A 19817-nucleotide genomic window follows, 5' to 3' on the forward strand; every position below is an offset into this window, starting at 1 on the left:
AGGACAATGCTATGAAACTTGGACGCCGTCAGTTCCTTTCGGCATCGGCCGCCCTGGCCGCTGTTGGCACATCACCCCAGCTTTTTGCTTTGCAGAGCTCACAAGGTTCCACCCCGGAACGATACCCAATCGATGCCTGGAAAGTCGAAGATTCCCGCTTTAGTGATTACATGATTTTTAACAGTCCTCTAGAACGCCACTGGAGTGGAGGTCTGTGGACAGAGGGGCCAGCATGGAACGCCGTAGGTCGTTATGTTGTTTTCAGCGACATACCTCGTGCCAAGCAGATGCGCTGGGACGAATCCACTGGCCAAGTCAGCGTATTGAGAGACCATGTCGGCCACTCTAACGGTAATACCTTCGATCATCAGGGGCGGCTAATTGCTTGCGAACACTACCCTTCACGCGTTTTGCGTTACGAGTGGGACGGCAGCACAACGGTGCTCGCCGAGCGCTATCAGGGCAAACCGCTCAATGCCCCTAATGACGTGGTGGCACTGCCCTCGGGTGGAGTGATCTTCACTGATCCAGGCTATGGTGCTCACTTCGACTACGAGGGCAAAAAACGAGACCTGGAGCTAGAAACGGCCATCTATTACGTCGATGACAGCCTGGATGAGCCCATCATGCTGACCGACGATATTTATAAGCCAAACGGTATTGTATTAACGCCGGATGGCGAAGGGTTCTACGCCAGTGACAGTGCCCCCACCCATTTCGACGAACCCGCGCGAATTATTCGCTGGTCGCTGGGTGAAGATGGTCGCAGTGTCAGTAACCGGCAAGTTATCGTGACCAGCGAAGACACGATTTTCGACGGCATGACCTGCGACGTGGATGGCAATATCTGGTCAAGTGCCAATGGTGGTGAAGGTATCGACGGAGTAGTGGTTTTCTCACCGGAAGGCACCTTGCTGGGCCGAGTATTGCTACCTGAAGTCTGCTCGAACGTGTGTTTTGCGGGCAAGAGCCGCAATCGACTATTTATGACGGCCAGCCAATCCGTCTACACAATTTACACGGCGGCACGTGGAGCGTAGTAAGACTATAATCCCAGCCAATATCCCAGCCCAAAAAAGCCTCGCCGGATATATCCAGCGAGGCTTTTACATGGCTGACTCGTATATGTCTTGGCTAGTGAACTAATTAACTGGCCAGTTTAGCCGCCGTTTTCGCGACCAACTCGCCCTGGAAACGGGCGATTTTCAGCTCACGCTCGTCAGGTTGGCGTGAGCCATCACCACCAGCAATGGTTGCGGCGCCGTAAGGCGTACCGCCGCTGACTTTGGAAATATCAAATTGCTCTTCGAGACCGTAACCAATCGGCACGATGATCATGCCGTGGTGGGCCAGCGTGGTCCAAGTAGAGGTGATGGTCATCTCATCACCGCCGCCAGTACCGGTAGAAGTGAACACGCTAGCGACTTTGCCACGCAGAGCACCGTTCGCCCACAGGCCACCGGTCTGATCCAGGAAGGTACGCATTTGACCGGCCATATTCCCAAAGCGGGTGGGCGTACCGAAAATGATCGCATCGTAATCGGCAAGCTCTTGAGGCGTCGCTTCCGGCGTGTCGTAATCCTGCTTACCGCCTGCATTCTTGAACGCCTCTTCAGGCATGGTTTCAGGAACGCGTTTCACCGCCACCTCAACACCGCTCACACCCTTTGCGCCTTCTGCCACGGCCTGAGCCAGCGTATCAATATGGCCATACATGGAATAATAAAGTACCAGTACCTTTGTCATTACTATCTCCTTCACTTATGAATAGTGCAGTTATGAATAGTGCAGTTATGAGTAGTGCAGTGAGCGTCGCCTAAAGTGGGCGTCGCCTAATAAGTAGTAAACACAACATAGCGCACTCAAGCATAGAAAAAAGCGAATGTTTTCGTCCGTGGGCGTCGATTTCATCGACGAACGCCATCTTGCACTTTACGCCAACCACCACTAGCTTTTGACTTGCCTACATCAAACGTATCCAAGGAGTCTGGAATGACGATTTTTGAAGCCCTGCGCAAGGATCACGATATTCAGCGCGACCTGCTCGCCCGCTTAGTTGAAACACATGGAGACAGCGATGAGCGAGATAAACTGTATCAGCAGGTACGGGCAGAGCTGCATTATCACGCCGCTGCCGAAGAGCGGGCGCTCTATATCCCAATGATGTCAATCGACCTGACTCAGGAAAAAGCCCGCCATAGCGTTGCCGAACATCATGAAATTGATGAGCTTTTAGAACTGCTTGATGAAACTGACTACAGTGCCACCCACTGGTTAACCCACGCCAAACAGCTCCAGGATTTAGTCACTCACCACCTGGATGAAGAAGAGCAAGAGGTTTTCCAGCTGGCGGGCCGTGGCCTGCAAGATAAACAAAAGACATCGCTTGCTAGCGAGTACCAGGAAGAAATGCAGCGCCAGCGTTCAGCGTAACGTGATGAACAAATTGAAAAACGCTCATGCACCCCATGGGCGTTTTTTGCTGTTAGCGATTAAATAAAGCCACTTTGTCAGCTTCCGCGTGTTTCATGAAGACGCTTTTTCACGAATACGCTAGGGTTTTACACGCGAACGACCTGCGGGCTTGTGGCATACGCCCAGCGTGGTAAACCTAGGCTCGCTTTTATACTGACAACGATACTCAAAACAGTTAACTGAGGAGCGACAATGCTAGGCCAATGGCTCGACTGGTCGCTTGATGGGCAACTCCCCACCGCCAGCCAAGGCGTCTTCGCCAGCGGCACTTATCATTTGCATGCGCCTGGTATTTTGGAGCTCACCCCTAACACGGTAAGCCAAAGCGCCCACACGTGCATTTTTTCAGCGGCGATCCATGGCAATGAAACCGCACCGGTTGAACTGGTGGGTGAATGGTTAAGCGGCGTAGAAGCGGGCAGCATATCGCTCGGCGCTCCTGTGCTGGTGATTTTAGGCAACCTGCCCGCGCTTAAGGCGCAGCAGCGTTTCCTTACCACCAATTTAAACCGGCTGTTTAGCCGCGAACTAGCCGCCAAGGGCGAGGAGCCAGATCGCGCCAGGCAATTAATGGCCGCGGTGGATAGTTTTTATGCCCGCCATGCCGGGCGCCCCAAACTGCACTACGACCTACATACTGCAATTCGGGATAGCCGCTACCCCCGTTTTGTAGTGGAGCCTTTTGCCGAATCCTCCACCGATGCTGAGCAGTGGGGCTGGCTGGCGGCGGCGGGTATGCAGGCGGTGCTGCACCAACATCAGCACAGCTGGACATTCTCCCACTACAGCAAGCACTATCACGCCGCTCAGGCATTTACCTTTGAGCTAGGGCGGGTAGCGCCTTTTGGCCACAACGATATGGCATCATTACAACCGATGCGTACACTACTCACCGCGCTTAGTGAAGGACATACGCCACCCAATCAGCCCGCCACGCAAATGCAGTTTTTCCAGGTTCAACACGAATTAATGCGTCACTCGGAGGACTTTACACTCTGTTTTGCCGAGGACACAGCCAACTTCAGCCGCTTTGAGCCCGGCACTCTGCTGGCCCAAGACGGTAAGTCGGGTGAGTTTCGGGTAGGCGATACGCCCCTTCATGTGGTGTTTCCTAACGCACAAGTAGAGGTGGGCGCCCGTGCCGCGCTGTTGGTGGCGCCTATCGTTTAACCCCCCAAGCAGGATCTACTTTAGCCAAGACAATAACAATGGTGAGGCGACAACAGGACCCTCGACGTCGATACGACTATCGTCGAGTGCATAATGTTAGAAGGAAAGCGCGCATAATGCGCCCAGCCTGATAGAATCGCCCCTTTTTCGCGCCAGCCGCATCAAACAAACCCACTTGTTGCTGCGGCAACTCTGTACTGGAGCCAATGATATGGCCGCTACGCCTACTCCCCTTGAAGTGCGTAATATTAAAAAACGCTTTGACGATACGGAAGTTCTGAAAGGTCTTTCATTACAAGCCCAAAAGGGCGATGTGATTACCCTGATTGGTGCCTCTGGATCGGGTAAAAGTACTTTTTTGCGCTGCATGAACTTGCTTGAACAGCCCGACGATGGCGACCTCATTGTCCATGGCGAACCCATTCGCTTTAAGACCACGAAGCACGGCCGCGAACCTGAAGATTGGAAGCAGGTGGTACAAATGCGCGCCAAGCTCTCCATGGTGTTCCAGAGCTTTAACCTGTGGGCCCACATGACGCTGCTCGAAAACATCATCGAAGCGCCGATTCATGTGCTGAAAAAACCCAAAAAAGAAGCCTTGGAGCACGCCCATGCACTGCTCGATCGGGTTGGCTTAACGGCCCGCGCCAACGCCTACCCAGCACAGATGTCCGGCGGCCAACAGCAGCGCGGCGCTATTGCCCGCGCACTGGCGATGGATCCAGAAGTGATGCTGTTTGACGAACCCACCTCCGCCCTTGACCCGGAATTGGTCGGTGACGTATTGAAAGTCATGCACGACCTCGCTGAAGAGGGGCGCACCATGGTCGTGGTGACTCACGAGATGGGGTTTGCCCGTGATGTCTCTAGCCAAGTGATTTACCTTCACCAGGGCCTGGTGGAAGAGGCTGGCCCGCCCGATCAAGTGTTAGGCAACCCGCAATCACCGCGCCTGCAGCAATTCCTGGCACCTAATTACTGATCCGCGAGGCTGACCATGATTGATTTACAAGGGTATGGCCCCCGGCTGATCGAAGGGGCTGGCGTCACCATCCAATTAGCGGTGTTGTCGCTGATTTTAGCGATTATTTTAGGGCTCCTGACCGCCAGCGCGAAGATGTCGCGCAACTGGTTAGCTCATCGTCTTGCCACGCTTTACACCACACTTATTCGCGGTGTGCCCGACCTCGTGTTGATGATGCTGTTTTTTTTCGGCGGCCAAATTGGCGTCAACATGATCACCGACTGGATTTACTACTCGTTCGATATCGATATTTTTATCAATATTAATGCCTTCGTCGCGGGCGTTGTCACCATTGGGCTAATCTTCGGGGCCTATATGGGGGAAACCTTTCGCGGCGCTTTTATGGCGGTGGATAATGGGCAAATCGAAGCAGGTAAAGCCTATGGCATGAGCGATGGGCTGGTTTTTCGTCGCGTCCGTTTTCCGCAGATGATGCGCCATGCGCTGCCTGGCCTTTCCAACAACTGGATGGTATTGCTCAAAACCACAGCACTGGTCTCGGTAATCGGGCTTTCTGATATGGTGCGTGTCGCCTCAGAAGCCTCTAAAGCGACGCGCGAACCTTTCACTTTCATGATTATTGTCGCGCTTATCTATCTACTCATCGCCAGCGTTTCGGAATGGATCTTTGCTCGTCTGCAAAAACGCTACAACATTGGCTATGGGGAGGCAGACTAATGACCGCTTTCATGACATGGCTCGAAAATCAGCTTGCCGAGAACAGTATTTTCACGCTGCAAACGCTTTCCTACTATGGCGATGGGCTGACCACCACGGTGCAACTGGTCTTTTTATCGCTGGTCATTGGCTTAATCGCTGCGGTACCCCTTGCCATTGGGCGTGGTTCAAAACACGCCTGGATTAAGTGGCCTATTTTTGCTTACACCTATGTTTTTCGTGGCACACCGCTACTCATCCAACTCTACCTGATTTATTACGGCGTGGTGTTTGTGGACGGAATCCAAGAAAGCTGGCTATGGGTGATACTTGAAGAACCGTTCGTTCCCGCACTCATTGCATTTACCCTCAACACCGCCGCCTATACGACCGAGATTTTTCGCGGCGCGATTAAGTCTACATCGAAAGGTGAAATTGAAGCGGCTCGTGCCTATGGCATGTCACCTCAGCAGACCATGCGGCGCATTATTATCCCCAGCGCTTTTCGTCGCGCACTGCCGGCCTACGGCAACGAAGTCATTTTCATGCTACATGCCAGCGCTATTGCCAGCGTAGTGACGATTATGGACCTGACCGGCGCGGCGCGCTTTGTCTATGCGCGTTTTTATGCACCTTTTGACGCATTCTTGTTTGTGGCAGCGATATACCTGTGTTTAACCTTCACCATCCTGTATCTCTTTCGTTATCTAGAGAAAAAGCTGCTCGCACATCTACAGCCACAGAACTCCTAGTGTGAAACAAACGTTGGTTTACGAATCATCAAGCGCTTTTCGTCAACGCCGAGTTAGGATAAGTTATCAATGATCATCACAACGCAACCTGTGACTAACGTGGTCAACGCCCTATAGGCAACGCCATCATTAGGCAGTGGTTGCTTAGATGAACTCTGCTTCCAAGGAGATACATAATGAAAAAACTGCTGTCTGTCTCACTGCTAGGCTTAGCCGTTGCAGCAAGCGCCGCCCAGGCGCAAGAAGACCAACTACGTATCGGGGTTGATGTGCCTTACGAGCCGATGGAATATCGCACGCCGGATGGCGAGCTGACCGGCTTTGATATCGACCTGGGCAACGCCCTCTGCGAGCGTATCGGCGTTGAATGTGAATGGGTTGTACAGGGCTGGGACGGCATTATCCCGGGTCTCATGGCACGTAAATACGACGCTATTATGTCCTCCATGACGATCAATGATGACCGTCGCGAGCAAGTGCTGTTCTCTGACCCCTACATCACCCCACCGTCCGCCTGGTTTGCTCCTGAAGGCACCGACCTTGATGCAACCAATGAAGAGTCGCTCGCCGGCATGACTATCGGCGTTCAGCGCGGCACTCTGCAGGACAATTACGTCACCGACATGTATGGCGATGTCGCCGACATCAACCGCTATTCTACCGCCGATGACATGGTGCTGGACATGGAGTCCGAGCGTTTGGACATATTGTTCCTCGACTACCCAGTCGGTAAGTCCACGTTACTGGATAGCGAAGAAGGCAACTACGTTGTTGTCGGCGAGATGCTCACCGAACCTAAAGAGTATTTTGGTGATGGCTTTGGTATCGCGTTCCGTCAACGCGACGAAGCACTCGCTGAGCAGTTCAACGAAGCCCTGGCTGAAGTGAAAGAAGACGGCACTTACGACGAGATCTACAACCGTTATTTCGGTGGGCAAGAGTAAGCATCACAGCAAGCCCTAGGGCCTGTTGACGTTTCACTCGCGGCCGCGCTGGAGCCCGTTTTTATTCGCGGCAAGGCAGGAGGAGAGAAGTTTGGTGGTTCCAAATGAACGACGACTAACGCCGCCGCGGATAAAAACGGGCCCAGCCCTTCGGGTTGCCCCGCAAAGCGCGCCATACGGCGTTGCAAAACTTGAAAAGGGAACCACCCTTCCCAGCGTTTTGCGCCTTGTCTGACGCGCTTTGTGGGGCAACGCGGTTCGCGATGAAACGTCAACAGGCCCTAGTGTCCATCACCCCGGCAACCGCCGGGGTGATGCGTTTCTACCTAACGCTGAAAATTCAGTGAACTAGGTAAAGCTGCCTCTGTCTGTGTATCATCGAGCATGTTCAACACGGAGGTTTTATGGCTCACCCGACTAGCCCACATGCAGGCACGCTACCTCGCCTCTCTTCTCACTGGACCGGCTGGGGGCAGTGGCTGGCCCTGATCACCATGACCGTGGATCACCTCACTCGCTATGTGCTGCCCGGCGATTGGGATCTAAGCTGGGCCGGGTCTTCCATTGGCCGTATCGCCTTCCCGCTGTTTGCCGCCATGGTGGCCTGGCACGGCCTGTTTAATACCCGCAACCCACTGCGCTACTCGCGCCGAATTCTAATTATCGGCTTGGTTGCCCAACTCCCCTACATGATGATGCCACGCGCATCAGACGCATTTATCCTCAACGTCTGCTTTACCCTGGCCAGTGGTTTAACCTTAGGTGCGCTAGTGCGCCAAGGCTGGCAGCACTACCAGCAGCAAACGTTAGGTTTGCCCTGGTTGTTAGCCGGTGCAGCGGTAGGTGTGACCGTGTGGTATCTGCTCGGTTTTTGGGTGGAGTACGGGCACAACGGGCTGCTGCTGATTCCGCTATTAATGTTCGCGATGCACGCCTTGAGCCAAACTGAGAGCCATTTCCAAGCGCGCCTATGGGCAGGCCTAGCGGCATTTCCAGCACTCTGGATTGCCGGGCAAATGAATGCCTCTGACATGGCCAAATCGTTTACTGTAGGTACGTGCCTCATCGTGCTGGTACTTGCTGCAGGTGCAGCGCAACGAATCCCCCCCGTCTACTTAGTGATGCCGCGACGTTTATGGTTAGCGTGGTACCCCGGCCACTTTGCGTTAATCGCTTTATGGGTGCTGCTAATCGGTCAATTGGCTTAAGCGTTCGGATCACTGCATTTTATCGCGCATCCAGGGCTGGTAGCGGCAAAGCTGCGCCCGGCCTTCTGTTTTTGCACGATACATCGCAATATCCGCTTGTTTAAGTACTTCTTCGTAATCGCAAGCGACGGTTGTGAAGCAGGTATAGCCTATGCTGGGCGTTACGTTGGTATCGTTACTTGCCAGTCGGTAAGGCTGAGAGAGAGCCTGCTGAACCTTAAGCATATAAGTCTCAGCACGCGCCTCCAGGGTCTCATCTGCCCCCTTGCCAAGCAGGGCCATTAGCACAAACTCATCCCCGCTGAGACGAGCAGCCATATCCTCCCCGTTCAAGCAGCTTTCAAGGCGGCGAGCCACTTGCACTAGTAGATTATCGCCCGCTGCATGTCCCAAAGTGTCATTAATCAACTTAAAGCGATCCATATCCAAAAACATCAGTAACCCGCTCTGAGGCTCTGTTTGTTTCTCATCGCAAAGAGTTGCCAAACGCTCGATAAACAGCCGCCGATTGGGTAGATCGGTGAGAGAGTCATAAAAAGCCTGACGGTAAATGATCGCCTCAGCACGCTTACGCTCGGTGAAATCTTCAATAATGGCTACGCCGCCGACCATCTCATTACTGGCACTATGCACACCGTTGAAGAATGCCCGTAGCGGGGTGCCTGCGCTCGCTTTGGGCAAATAGTAAGTTCCCTCATAATAGCCAGTTCCTTTAGCGAGGGCATTGCGCACGGCCTTGGCAACCTCTGGATTCGCCGAGCTGGATAGCATCTTATAGCCGAGCAACTGAGCGCGGTTAACGTCCAGTATCTCCAACAGCTTACTATTACAATCAGTGATGAAACCCTGGCTATCAAAATGCAGCACTCCCAACGGCGAGCGTTGAAAGATAGAGCGGTAGCGATTTTCGCTCTCTTGCAACTGCGCCTCCCGGGCCGACATATTCACCCGCAGGGCAATGTTATCGTGAATAATTCTGCTTAAACGTCGACTAGTGGTAACAATCAGGCCAAGAAACAGGCTAAGCATGGCACCAATTAAAACTGCCAGCGGTGAACCTAATAGTAAAAACTGCACTAGCAGGGGAAGCAAAATCGGCAGCACAAAACCGAGTGCCACCCACCAAACGGCCGAAAGCGTTGTGACACCACCGGCAGCAATGCCCGCCAATACAATCGAAAGCGCAGCCACCTGACCGTGATTTTCGCCAGTAAACAGAACGACCCCGCCGACTCCCCAGACACAGCCAGCTAAAACTGCCCCGGCGCTAAACCGGTATAGCCAGCGGCGGCGCTGCTGTTGCTGTGCCGGTAAGCGGCGAAAATAGTAGGCCAAGGCAAGGCGAGCGAACGAAACAAAGGTCAATACTGCGAGCCAGGTGAGCAGTACCCAGCTTGCGACCACTGGCCACATGGCTGCGACTAGCAGCATGCCTGCCAACACGCTGCTTAGCACCGGTTGCCAAAGGTTGTCGTACAGCAGACGTACTTTTTCGCTATGCAGGCGCTTTACAGTGACATGGTGGTCGCGATGGAAACCACTGCGCAGCCCAGGGGCAGACCCAGTAGTTGAAGAGTGAGGCATACTAACTATCCGCCTAAAAGTCGCTATTAAGATCAGCATAATTAGCTGATTTTTTGTTGTGGCTCCTTTTTAGCGCATTTAGTCACTTTTAGCGATAAAAGTTGCATGATTGGACAACATTGGTAGAAAAAAGCCGCCTGAGCTAAGCAGGCGGCTGTAGAAACTACTGTTTGATGGAAAAGCTTAGCTGTGGCGGCGGCGCCTCCGGCAGTAACGCACTACAGACGTTAACTTTTTCCAGTAGTTCGGCATGGTTAGGTGCCAGAATATTGATGTGGGCAAGCTTGCGACCAGCGCGCTCAGCTTTGTCGTAGCGATGCAGGTGCGTATTGGCAAGCGCTAGAATCTCTGCGTTATCACCTTCACGACCAATCACGTTAATCATGCAGGTGGGGGCAATCGCCTGGGTATCGCCTAAGGGCAAGCCCTGTATCGCGCGCAGGTGGTTTTCGAACTGGCTGGTCACCGCGCCATCCATCGTCCAGTGGCCGGAGTTATGCACCCGGGGCGCCATTTCGTTGGCGAGCAGGCTGCCATCGCGGGTTTGAAACAGCTCTAGCGCCAGCACGCCCACATAATCCAGCTCATCGAGCAGCGCACGAATATAGCCATCAGCGGTTTGCTGAACGCTTGCATCCAGATCCGGCAGTGGCGCCACGGAGTAGCGCAGGATGCCATCCACATGCTGGTTTTCGGCCATGGGGTAGAACACCACCTCACCATCACGACCGCGCACGGCAATCATCGAGACTTCCCGCACGAAGTCGACGAAGGCCTCAACGACCAACTGCGAATGGCCAATTGCGCTCCACGCCTCGCCAGCCTGCTCGGGCTGTTTCAAGACGGCCTGGCCTTTACCGTCGTAGCCTTCAGTGACCGATTTTGCCACCACCGGGCAACCCAACTCACGGGCGGCGGCTTCAAGCTGCTCGGCGCTCTGCACTACCCGGTAAGCAGGGGTCGGAATGCCTAGACGATCAAACAGTGTCTTCTCTTCGACCCGGTTCTGGCACACTTCAATGGCACGACTGCTGGGATAAACCGGCTTGTGCTGCTCAATTTCGCGCAACAGTTGAACGGGCAGGTGTTCGAACTCGTAGGTCACTACATCAACCTTGGCCAAAAACTCAGCCAGGTGCTGGTTATTAGGATCGACAATTACATCGCCAATTCCAGCACTGGGATTACCCGTAGTATCTAAAAAAGTGAAACGATTACCCAGCGGATAACCCGCTAGCGCCAACATGCGGCCTAATTGACCTGCACCCAGTACGCCAATGTTTTTTGCAATACCAGAGTTCATAGCCAGACTCCTTATTCCGCTTCCGGCTCGGGGCGCGGGTCAGGGTTGTCGAGAACTTTCTGAGTCTGCTCGGCGCGAAACGCTTCAACCGCGCTGCGTACGGTCGCATCTTGCAGGCCAACGATCTGCGCTGCTAACAACCCTGCGTTGGTCGCGCCCGCTTTACCAATCGCCAAGGTGCCCACTGCGATGCCGCCGGGCATCTGGGCAATGGAGAGCAGCGAATCCAAACCTTTTAGCGCTTTCGACTCCACCGGCACACCCAGTACCGGTAGTGGCGTTTGCGAGGCCACCATACCTGGCAAGTGAGCAGCACCACCCGCACCCGCCACAATTACCTGCAAACCGCGTTCAGCAGCGCTCTTGGCATAGTCAAACAGCAGGTCAGGTGTACGGTGTGCTGACACCACGCGAGTTTCATAAGCCACGCCCAAACGCTCCAGCATGGAAACAGCGTGCTCCATGACTGGCCAGTCGGACTTGGATCCCATGATCACGCCCACCTTGGGTGCGCTGTTCGACGACATGCAAAACTCCTCGGCCCAACGGCCTATAAAAAGCGAAACTAAATTAAAAAACAGCGTGCGCCGGGTCAGGCACACATCAAAATAGGAAGGCGAATAGTCTACCAGAGCTAGCCCGTTTGCGGGCGTTGCCGAGGTCGCGAAATTTTCATCAAAATAGGCATTGAAATGCGCACCGGTTGGCGGCATTGTGTGTTTGTCATTTCAGACTGATGGAGCCACATGAGCACGGCACGCGCAACTGCCACTGCGGAACAGCTTGATCCTCCGCGAAGCAGCCCTGACCTCGACGTCAGGGAACTTGAAAAACGTACGCGATTAATGCGTATTATCACGCGTCTGATCGCCGTATCAGACTTAGGAAGCCGAGAAATTGCCCGCCGGGCTGGGCTTCCCGTTCAGAAAATCAGCGACCTGCTCGCCGGAAGGCTTGAGCATCTGGGAGTGGATGAACTTCACGCCCTGCGTCGCACCTTAGAGCTGGAGGCGCCATAGCAGACACTTTTTCTGCTGTTCCCACTTCTCCACTCCACGCAGGCCGCCTCCCGGCGGTCTGCCAAGAAAGCTTTTTTTCACGCCTACCCCAATCCCGAGATTACTTCACTTCGTTCGTAATGACGGCTCATGGCGCAATCGCAATACCCCCAAACGCTACAACAACCACCACTACCCAAGCGGGCAGCTTCCATACGGTTAATAGCAAGAAACCGGTTAACGCCAGGGCAAACTCCTCTGCACCAATGATCGCACTCGTCCACACCGGCTGATAAAGCGCTGCGCCTAAAATGCCTACCACCGCCGCATTGGCACCGCGCATTAGCGCCTGGGCACTGCCCCACTGACGAAATTGATTCCAAAACGGTAGCACGCCCACTAACAGCAAAAAGCCGGGGATAAAGATTGCCAGCAGCGCCAGCAAAGCACCGACTAAACCATTGATACCGGGCAGCAGCGCGCCTAAGTAAGCCGCAAACGTAAACAGCGGCCCCGGTACCGCCTGGGCGGCACCGTAACCAGCCAAAAACTCATCCGACGTAAGCCAACCCGACTGCACCACTTCCGCTTCCAACAGCGGAAGCACTACGTGCCCGCCACCAAACACTAATGCGCCTGAACGGTAAAACGCATCGGCGATATCCAGCCAAACTGCCATCCCCGCCAATAACGGCAGCAGAATCAACAGCCCTGCGAATACCCCCAGCGCCACCATGCCTGCCTTACGCGTCACCGGAAAATGCAGCGACTCACTTGCCGTAGCGACAGCGCTATCGCGACACAGTGTTAGCCCGGCTAAGCCCCCCAACACAATCGCCGACACCTGACCCAGTGGGCCACTGACCAGCACCACCGTCAATACCGCCGCAAGCGCGATTCCCGTGCGGGTTTTATCCGGGCAGAGATTACGCGCCATGCCCCACACCGCGTGGGCAACAATCGCCACCGCCACCACTTTTAAGCCATGGATAATGCCACTGCCAATAGGGCCATCCAGCACCGCCGCGCCAAACGCAAACAGCACCAGGATAATCGCCGAGGGCAGTGTAAACGCCAGCCACGCCATGGCAGCCCCCCAAGGCCCCGCGCGCAATAGGCCAAGAGCAAAGCCCACCTGGCTGCTAGCGGGCCCCGGTAAGAACTGACACAGCGCCACTAGATCAGCGTAGGCCTGCTCAGAGAGCCACTGGCGCCGTTCCACAAAGGCCGTGCGAAAATACCCCAGGTGCGCTACCGGGCCGCCAAAGGACGTTAAGCCGAGTGCTAAAAATACCCAAAACACCTCACCTATGCGCCCACGTGCCTGCGTTTGCTCCACCATTTCGGCCACCTGTTATTCCAATAAAAAAGCGCAAGGCTTTTATACTAAGCCTTGCGCTTTAACTCTTTATGACAGCGTGCTCATGAGGATACGCTCATAACGGCAACGCAGATTACTCCTGGTCGGTCACCGCGCCGGTGCTGGCCGAGCTAACCAAACGCGCATACTTAGCCAGCACACCGCGTGTATAGCGGGGTTCTGGCTGCTGCCAGGCGGCGCGGCGGCGCATCAGCTCTTCATCGGAGAGGTCAACATCGATAGTATCCGCTTCAGCATCGATGGTGATGGTATCGCCATCTTTCACCAGCGCCAACGGGCCGCCGTCAAAAGCTTCCGGTGACACATGGCCGACCACAAAACCGTGGCTGCCACCGGAGAAGCGCCCATCGGTAATGAGCGCCACGTCGTTACCCAAACCACGACCCATAATCGCCGAGGTCGGTGTGAGCATTTCGCGCATACCGGGGCCACCTTTCGGCCCTTCATAGCGAATCACCACCACATCGCCGGCAACGACGGTGCCATCGTTAATACGCGCCTGGGCTTCTTCTTCCGAGCCAAATACCCGCGCTGAACCAGAGAAGCGAGTGCCCTCCTTCCCGGTAATCTTCGCTACCGCGCCTTCCGGTGCCAGGTTGCCGTAGAGCATGCGCAGATGGCTTTCCGTTTTAATCGGATTACCCAGCGATGCAATAATCGGCGGCTCAGCAGGGTAAGGCTCAACCTCAGCAAGGTTCTCTTCCAACGTTTTGCCGGTGACGGTCAAGCAGTTGCCGTTGAGCAAGCCCGCATCCAACAGCATTCTCATCAGCGGCTGAATACCGCCAATCGCCACCAGCTCACTCATCATGTAGTGGCCGCTGGGGCGCAGGTCGGCAAGCACCGGTACGCGCTTACCTATTTCAGTGAAATCGGACAGCGACAGTTCAACGCCGATAGTGCGCGCCATGGCGATAAGGTGCAGCACCGCATTGGTAGAGCCACCCAAAGCAATGACGACAGTTATCGCGTTCTCGAACGCCTCGCGGGTCATAATATCGGAGGGTTTGATATCGTCGGCTAACAGCGCCAGCACCGCCTCGCCCGCCGCTTTGCAGTCGTCGCGCTTCTCTTGGGAGATGGCGTTTTGCGCCGAGCTACCCGGCAGGCTCATGCCCAAGGCTTCAATCGCCGACGCCATGGTGTTGGCGGTGTACATCCCCCCACAGGAGCCAGGGCCAGGGATCGCCGTTTCTTCGATGTTCTTAAGCTCGATCAGGTCGATATCACCACGGGAGTGCGCGCCCATGGCCTCGAAGACCGAAACAATATCGGTATGCCCCTTGCCAGGCATAATGGTGCCGCCATAAACAAACACGCTGGGGCGGTTCAGGCGCGCCAGGCCCATCAGACAGCCCGGCATGTTCTTATCACAGCCGCCAATGGCCACGAGGCCATCAAAGCCTTCACAACCGGCGACGGTTTCGATGGAGTCGGCGATCACCTCCCGCGACACCAACGAGTACTTCATCCCTTCGGTGCCGTTGGCAATACCATCGGAAATGGTAATAGTATTGAAAATAACACCTTTACCACCGCCTGCATCGGCACCGTCACGGGCAAACTCAGCCAGCTCGTTAATATGACTGTTGCAGGGCGTCACCATGCTCCAGGTAGAGGCAATACCCACCTGAGGCTTCTTGAAATCGGCATCCGTAAAGCCCACGGCGCGCAGCATGGCACGGCTAGCGGCTTTGCCTGGGCCATCGACTACTTGGGAAGAGTGGCGGCGGGAGTTTTGCGATGAATCAGACATTAGAAATCTCTCTTAGCGTTGTTCACGGTATCCGCATAGCTTGGCGATATATATCGCATCCCGCAAGATGATTAACTCCTGACACCATAGCGTTCCCCCCATCGTTTCTTTGCTTTTGATTAGACGTCAACCAAAGTTGACACTCTCAGAACTGCCAACTATAGTTATCACCATGATCGAGTTGATTAAAACCGATGTTTTCGATAGATGGCTACGCGAGCTTCGCGATATCCGTGCCCGCGCCAAGGTTGAAGCCCGCATCCGACGTTTGAGTCTGGGCAACCCTGGAGATGTGAAGCCGGTCGGTAAAGGCGTTTCTGAACTGCGAATTCCTTATGGGCCAGGCTACCGCGTCTATTATATTACCAAAGGGCCAGTAATCGTGGTTCTGCTGTGCGGTGGTGATAAAGCCACCCAATCCCACGATATCGAACTAGCCAAAGCCATTGCCGCGCAATGGAAGGAGTAACACCATGACCGTTCCTAATGTCACTTTCAGTCACTACGATACTGCTGATTATCTTCAAACTGAGGAGGATATTGCGGCCTATCTTGATGCAGTAATGGAAGAAAATGATCCTGCTCTTCTTGCCGCCGCACTTGGTGATATCGCCCGTGCTCGCAACATGAGCCAACTCGCCAAAGACGTTGGAATGAGCCGGGAAGGGCTTTACAAAGCCCTATCGGGGGAAGGAAACCCGGCTTTTGCGACCATTAGCAAAGTAGCCAACTCCTTGGGGTTGCGCCTATCTATTAAACCGCTATCGCGGCCAGAAGCGGGCAGCTAGAGCGCTTATCGCCCATTCCTTGCTTTTAGCAACACCTCTGACCAGTGAGTTCGGCTGATCTTGCCGGTGCCTCATTCCCAAACGTCAACATATCCTAGTCATCCCGCCCCTGCCGTAAAGGAATGATTAACTAAGGAACATAGTGCATGTCTGCAAACTCGCTGCTCTCGCAAACGCCGTTAACGCCGGGCTTTATGGTGGTACATGCCAATCGCCTGGAAGATTTGCGCGGTTTGGCGGTGGAGTGGATGCGCCGACATCCGCTCTCGCCGCTAGAGAACGAGACCATTCTGGTACAGAGCAACGGCATTGGGCAGTGGCTAAAGCTGGCGCTAGCAGAAGACCCGGCCCAAGGCGGTGCAGGCATAGCAGCAGCATTGAACGTCACCCTGCCTGCGCGTTTTCTATGGCAGGCCTACCGCACGGTGCTGACTCACTTAACGCACGACGAGCACGCAGTGCCCGAAACCTCGCCGTTTGATAAATCGCGGTTGATATGGCGCTTATTGCGCCTGCTGCCCAGCCTTGCCGAGCAGGAAGCTTTTGCGCCGCTGGCACGCTTTTTAGAAGTGGATCGCGACCAGCGCAAGCACTACCAACTGGCCGAGCGGCTGGCGGATCTGTTCGACCAGTATCAGGTGTATCGCGCCGACTGGCTGGACGCCTGGGCCAAGGGCAACGATGTGCTGATCACCGCCCGGGGCGAAGCCCGCCCGCTGGAAGCGCACCAACTATGGCAGCCAGAGCTATGGCGCGCACTGCGCGACGATGTGGCTAATAACCTAGGCCAAGCGGGCCTTAACAGCAGCCGTGCCCAGGTGCACAGCCGCTTTCTGGAAGCCGCCGTTCAGCTTGAAGGCCAAGCGTGCCCACCCGGCCTGCCCCGACGATTGATTATTTTCGGCATCTCATCGCTGCCGCAACAGACATTAGAAGCACTGGCGGCGCTGTCGCGCTGCTGCCAGATCGTGCTCTGCGTGCACAACCCCTGCCAGTACTACTGGGCGGATATCATCGAGCACAAAGACCTGCTGCGCGCCAGCCGCTACCGCCAGCGACGCAAGGCCGGCATGCCCGACGCCCTGGACGTACTCGGCACCGGTGATGCCGACGACGCCCTGCATCTACACGCCCAACCGCTGCTGGCCGCCTGGGGCAAGCAGGGCCGCGACTACCTGCGCCTGCTCGACGAACACGACGATTCAGGCAACTACCAAACCCTATTCGAGCAGCAGGCGCTGCGCATCGACATGTTCGAGCCCTTCAGCGGCGAAGAGCGCAACTGCCTGCTCAGCCAGCTACAGGACGATATCCGCGAGCTGCGCCCAGTAGCGGAAACCCAAACCCACTGGCCCGCGCTAGACCCAGCCAGCGACGACTCCATTGTGTTCCATATCGCCCACGGCCCCCAGCGGGAAGTGGAGATTCTTCACGACCAGTTGCTGGCGGCCTTCAGCGCCGACCCGGATCTGCGCCCGCGAGATATCATCGTCATGGTGCCGGATATTGACCGCTACGCGCCGCATATTGAAGCCGTGTTCGGCCAGTACCGCTCCGCTTTCGGTAGCTATAACGCGAACGCTAGACCCGACGACCCGCGCTACATTCCGTATACCCTTTCGGATCAGGCCAGCCGCCACCGCCTGCCGATGATGATTGCGCTGGAAAAACTGCTGCGCTTACCGGAGCTGCGCCTCTCGGTAAGCGATCTGCTCGATTTGCTGGAAGTGCCCGCGCTGCGCGCACGCTTTGGCATCGATGAACACGACCTGCCGACCCTGAGCCGCTGGATCGAGGGTGCAGGTATCCGCTGGGGGCTCAATGCCGAACAGCGCACCCGGCTGGATCTACCCGAAGGGCTAACCCAAAACACCTGGGCCTTTGGCCTGCGCCGGTTGCTACTGGGGTATACGGTGGGAAGTGCAGAGGCGTGGCAAGGTATCGAGCCATTCGACGATATTGGCGGGCTGGAAGCTTCCCTGGCAGGCCCGCTGGCAAATCTGCTGGAAAAACTGGAAAGCACCTGGGAAACCTTCTGCCAGCCCACCGACGCCGCCAGCTGGGTGGCCCGGCTGCGAGAACTGCTGGAAACCTACTTTTTGACCGACGACGCCCAGGAAAGCGTCATGCTCACCAAGTTGGAGACCGCGCTACAGCAGCTGTTGGACAGCACCGAAGAGGCCGAACTTTTTGACCCGCTGCCGCTCTCCATGGTGCGTGAACACTGGCTGGGGCAAATCGACGAGCATAGTCTTTCCCAGCGTTTCCTGGCGGGCGCGGTCAACTTCGCCACCCTCATGCCGATGCGCGCCATTCCGTTTAAGCGGGTGTGTTTATTGGGCATGAACGACGGCGAGTACCCCCGTTCCCAGCCGCCGCTGGACTTTGACTTGATGGGCAGCGACTACCGCCCCGGCGACCGCTCGCGGCGGGAAGACGACCGCTACCTGTTTCTGGAAGCGCTGCTCTCTGCCCGCCAACAGCTCTATATTAGCTGGGTAGGCCGCAGCCAGATCGACAACAACCCCATGCCGCCCTCGGTGTTGGTCGGCCAGTTGCGCGACCACCTGGAAGCGGGCTGGCACACGCAAAACGGCGAGCCGCTGCTGGAAGCGTTAACCACCGAGCACCCGCTGCAACCGTTCAGCCGCCGCTATTTCTCTGCCCAGGCCAGCGACTCCCCCGCTCAAGCACGACTGTTCACATACGCTCACGAGTGGCACGCCCTGCACGCACCGCGAAGCGAAAGCCAATCAGGCGAGAGACCAGCGACGCTTAAACCAGACAGCGAACAACAAGGCACGTTAACCCTGAACCAGCTAGGCAGCTTTCTACGCGAACCCGCTAAGGCGTTTTTCAACACCCGTCTGGGGGTCTACTTCGAGCAAGAAGAGCTTACCCAACTGGATGTAGAGCCCTTCACTTTGGACGGGCTACAGAACTGGCAACTACAGGATCAGTTAATCGCCGCCCAGCGCCACGCCGTGGATAACGGCCAGCCGCGAGTGGAAGCACTGCACACAGCACTGGAACGCTTCAAGGGCCAGGGTGTGCTAGCTGTGGGTGCCTTTGGCGAGAGGATGCGCGAAGCGCTGGCAGAACCAATGGACGCCCTGTTTGGCGCCTACGAAGAAGCGTTGCAAGAGTGGCCCCAAGTAGTGGCGGTGCCCCAGGCGGTGCATGTTGTTGAAAGCGCTGAGGGGCAGGTAACGCTGGAAGATTGGCTGGGAGAACTTCGCCAGGATGACGCAGGCAATCGCTGCCGTCTGCTACTGCTCAGCAGTAGTTTAATCAGCCAGGGGCGTGGCCGCGGTCAATATCGCTGGCAGCACCTGCTACGCCCTTGGGTCGCCCACTTGGCGGGCAATATTGAGCGCCCGATGACTACCCAGCTACTTTCCAAAGCAGGCCATGTACGCCTGGAGCCTTTAGATGCCGAGAATGCCCGCTTCCAGCTAGATTCCCTACTCAGCGCCTGGTGCGATGGCATGCAGGCCCCGCTACCGCTAGCTCCGCAAGCCGCTTTCGCCTGGCTGGCCAAACAAGGCACGCCGGAATTGGAAGCCGATAGCGCAAGGGAGAGCGACGCCTACGCCGCCGCCGAAACCGCCTACGAAGGCGGCCGCTTTCAAACCGGCGAAGTTGCCCAAAGCGCCTACCTCTCCCACCAATGGCCGAGCTTTGAAAAGCTATTCAACGAGCGTGCCCTTGGCCACAGCTTCGCCACGCTGACCGATGCGCTCTATGCGCCACTGCATCGCTCGGTCAAGGGATGAC

The 19817-nt window shown here is 55.8% G+C and carries 18 protein-coding genes; 12 read left to right on the top strand and 6 right to left on the bottom strand.

The window, feature by feature from the left end; translation table 11 throughout:
• Positions 1 to 11: 11 nt before the first annotated feature.
• The gene (locus LMS44_RS15180) at positions 12 to 1040 is read left to right on the top strand and encodes an SMP-30/gluconolactonase/LRE family protein (protein ID WP_498945538.1); all 1029 of its coding nucleotides are present in this window, start codon (positions 12 to 14) and stop codon (positions 1038 to 1040) included.
• Positions 1041 to 1146: 106 nt separating this feature from the next.
• Here LMS44_RS15180 and wrbA read toward each other — a convergent pair whose 3' ends face one another.
• Complete coding sequence (gene wrbA, locus LMS44_RS15185; protein ID WP_041158170.1) at positions 1147 to 1746, bottom strand: NAD(P)H:quinone oxidoreductase; 600 nt, start codon at positions 1744 to 1746, stop codon at positions 1147 to 1149.
• A gap of 246 nt (positions 1747 to 1992) precedes the next feature.
• Here wrbA and LMS44_RS15190 point away from each other — a divergent pair, with 246 nt between their 5' ends.
• The 7 genes from LMS44_RS15190 to LMS44_RS15220 all read left to right on the top strand — a co-directional run bounded on the left by LMS44_RS15190 (position 1993) and on the right by LMS44_RS15220 (position 8230).
• Complete coding sequence (locus tag LMS44_RS15190; RefSeq protein ID WP_022522700.1) at positions 1993 to 2433, top strand: hemerythrin domain-containing protein; 441 nt, start codon at positions 1993 to 1995, stop codon at positions 2431 to 2433.
• Between the two features lie 234 nt (positions 2434 to 2667).
• Positions 2668 to 3645 (top strand): succinylglutamate desuccinylase, encoded by a 978-nt coding sequence (locus LMS44_RS15195; protein ID WP_022522699.1) that lies wholly within the window; start codon positions 2668 to 2670, stop codon positions 3643 to 3645.
• 211 nt (positions 3646 to 3856) lie between these two features.
• The gene (locus LMS44_RS15200; protein WP_498945541.1) at positions 3857 to 4627 is read left to right on the top strand and encodes an ABC transporter ATP-binding protein; all 771 of its coding nucleotides are present in this window, start codon (positions 3857 to 3859) and stop codon (positions 4625 to 4627) included.
• 15 nt (positions 4628 to 4642) lie between these two features.
• Entirely contained in the window at positions 4643 to 5347 is a 705-nt protein-coding gene (locus LMS44_RS15205) for an ABC transporter permease (RefSeq protein ID WP_027960125.1), read from the top strand.
• Positions 5347 to 6078 (top strand): ABC transporter permease, encoded by a 732-nt coding sequence (locus LMS44_RS15210; RefSeq protein ID WP_022522697.1) that lies wholly within the window; start codon positions 5347 to 5349, stop codon positions 6076 to 6078. The genes LMS44_RS15205 and LMS44_RS15210 overlap by 1 nt, the downstream gene beginning before the upstream one ends.
• A gap of 176 nt (positions 6079 to 6254) precedes the next feature.
• Positions 6255 to 7022, top strand: a complete 768-nt coding sequence (locus LMS44_RS15215; protein ID WP_009287639.1) for a transporter substrate-binding domain-containing protein — start codon at positions 6255 to 6257, stop codon at positions 7020 to 7022.
• A gap of 404 nt (positions 7023 to 7426) precedes the next feature.
• Positions 7427 to 8230 (top strand): TraX family protein, encoded by an 804-nt coding sequence (locus LMS44_RS15220; protein WP_009287638.1) that lies wholly within the window; start codon positions 7427 to 7429, stop codon positions 8228 to 8230.
• A gap of 9 nt (positions 8231 to 8239) precedes the next feature.
• On the opposite strand, the gene LMS44_RS15225 is transcribed toward LMS44_RS15220, so the two are convergent.
• The 3 genes from LMS44_RS15225 to purE form a co-directional block, all read right to left on the bottom strand.
• Positions 8240 to 9814, bottom strand: coding sequence for a diguanylate cyclase domain-containing protein (locus LMS44_RS15225; protein ID WP_498945545.1), 1575 nt, complete (start codon positions 9812 to 9814; stop codon positions 8240 to 8242).
• Between the two features lie 163 nt (positions 9815 to 9977).
• Positions 9978 to 11117: a 5-(carboxyamino)imidazole ribonucleotide synthase gene (locus LMS44_RS15230; protein WP_159177043.1), complete on the bottom strand. Its 1140-nt coding sequence runs from the start codon at positions 11115 to 11117 to the stop codon at positions 9978 to 9980.
• 11 nt (positions 11118 to 11128) lie between these two features.
• The gene (gene purE, locus LMS44_RS15235) at positions 11129 to 11644 is read right to left on the bottom strand and encodes a 5-(carboxyamino)imidazole ribonucleotide mutase (protein ID WP_022522693.1); all 516 of its coding nucleotides are present in this window, start codon (positions 11642 to 11644) and stop codon (positions 11129 to 11131) included.
• Positions 11645 to 11863: 219 nt separating this feature from the next.
• On the opposite strand from purE, the gene LMS44_RS15240 reads away from it, so the two are divergent.
• Complete coding sequence (locus tag LMS44_RS15240; protein WP_008958942.1) at positions 11864 to 12136, top strand: XRE family transcriptional regulator; 273 nt, start codon at positions 11864 to 11866, stop codon at positions 12134 to 12136.
• A 127-nt stretch (positions 12137 to 12263) separates the two neighbouring features.
• Here LMS44_RS15240 and chrA read toward each other — a convergent pair whose 3' ends face one another.
• Together chrA and ilvD are read right to left on the bottom strand one after the other, a co-directional pair.
• Positions 12264 to 13457: a chromate transporter gene (chrA, locus tag LMS44_RS15245; protein ID WP_498945547.1), complete on the bottom strand. Its 1194-nt coding sequence runs from the start codon at positions 13455 to 13457 to the stop codon at positions 12264 to 12266.
• Positions 13458 to 13569: 112 nt separating this feature from the next.
• Positions 13570 to 15252, bottom strand: a complete 1683-nt coding sequence (gene ilvD / locus LMS44_RS15250; RefSeq protein WP_009287633.1) for a dihydroxy-acid dehydratase — start codon at positions 15250 to 15252, stop codon at positions 13570 to 13572.
• A gap of 172 nt (positions 15253 to 15424) precedes the next feature.
• On the opposite strand from ilvD, the gene LMS44_RS15255 reads away from it, so the two are divergent.
• From LMS44_RS15255 to recC, 3 genes are all read left to right on the top strand, one after another.
• Entirely contained in the window at positions 15425 to 15721 is a 297-nt protein-coding gene (locus LMS44_RS15255; protein ID WP_022522690.1) for a type II toxin-antitoxin system RelE/ParE family toxin, read from the top strand.
• Between the two features lie 4 nt (positions 15722 to 15725).
• Positions 15726 to 16040, top strand: coding sequence for an addiction module antidote protein (locus LMS44_RS15260; RefSeq protein ID WP_022522689.1), 315 nt, complete (start codon positions 15726 to 15728; stop codon positions 16038 to 16040).
• A 146-nt stretch (positions 16041 to 16186) separates the two neighbouring features.
• On the top strand, positions 16187 to 19816 hold the full coding sequence (recC, locus tag LMS44_RS15265; protein WP_498945550.1) for an exodeoxyribonuclease V subunit gamma: 3630 nt from the start codon (positions 16187 to 16189) through the stop codon (positions 19814 to 19816).
• The last annotated feature ends 1 nt before the right edge of the window (position 19817 follow it).

Source organism: Halomonas profundus, assembly GCF_020865425.1.
In the GTDB taxonomy this organism is placed as follows: domain Bacteria; phylum Pseudomonadota; class Gammaproteobacteria; order Pseudomonadales; family Halomonadaceae; genus Vreelandella; species Vreelandella titanicae.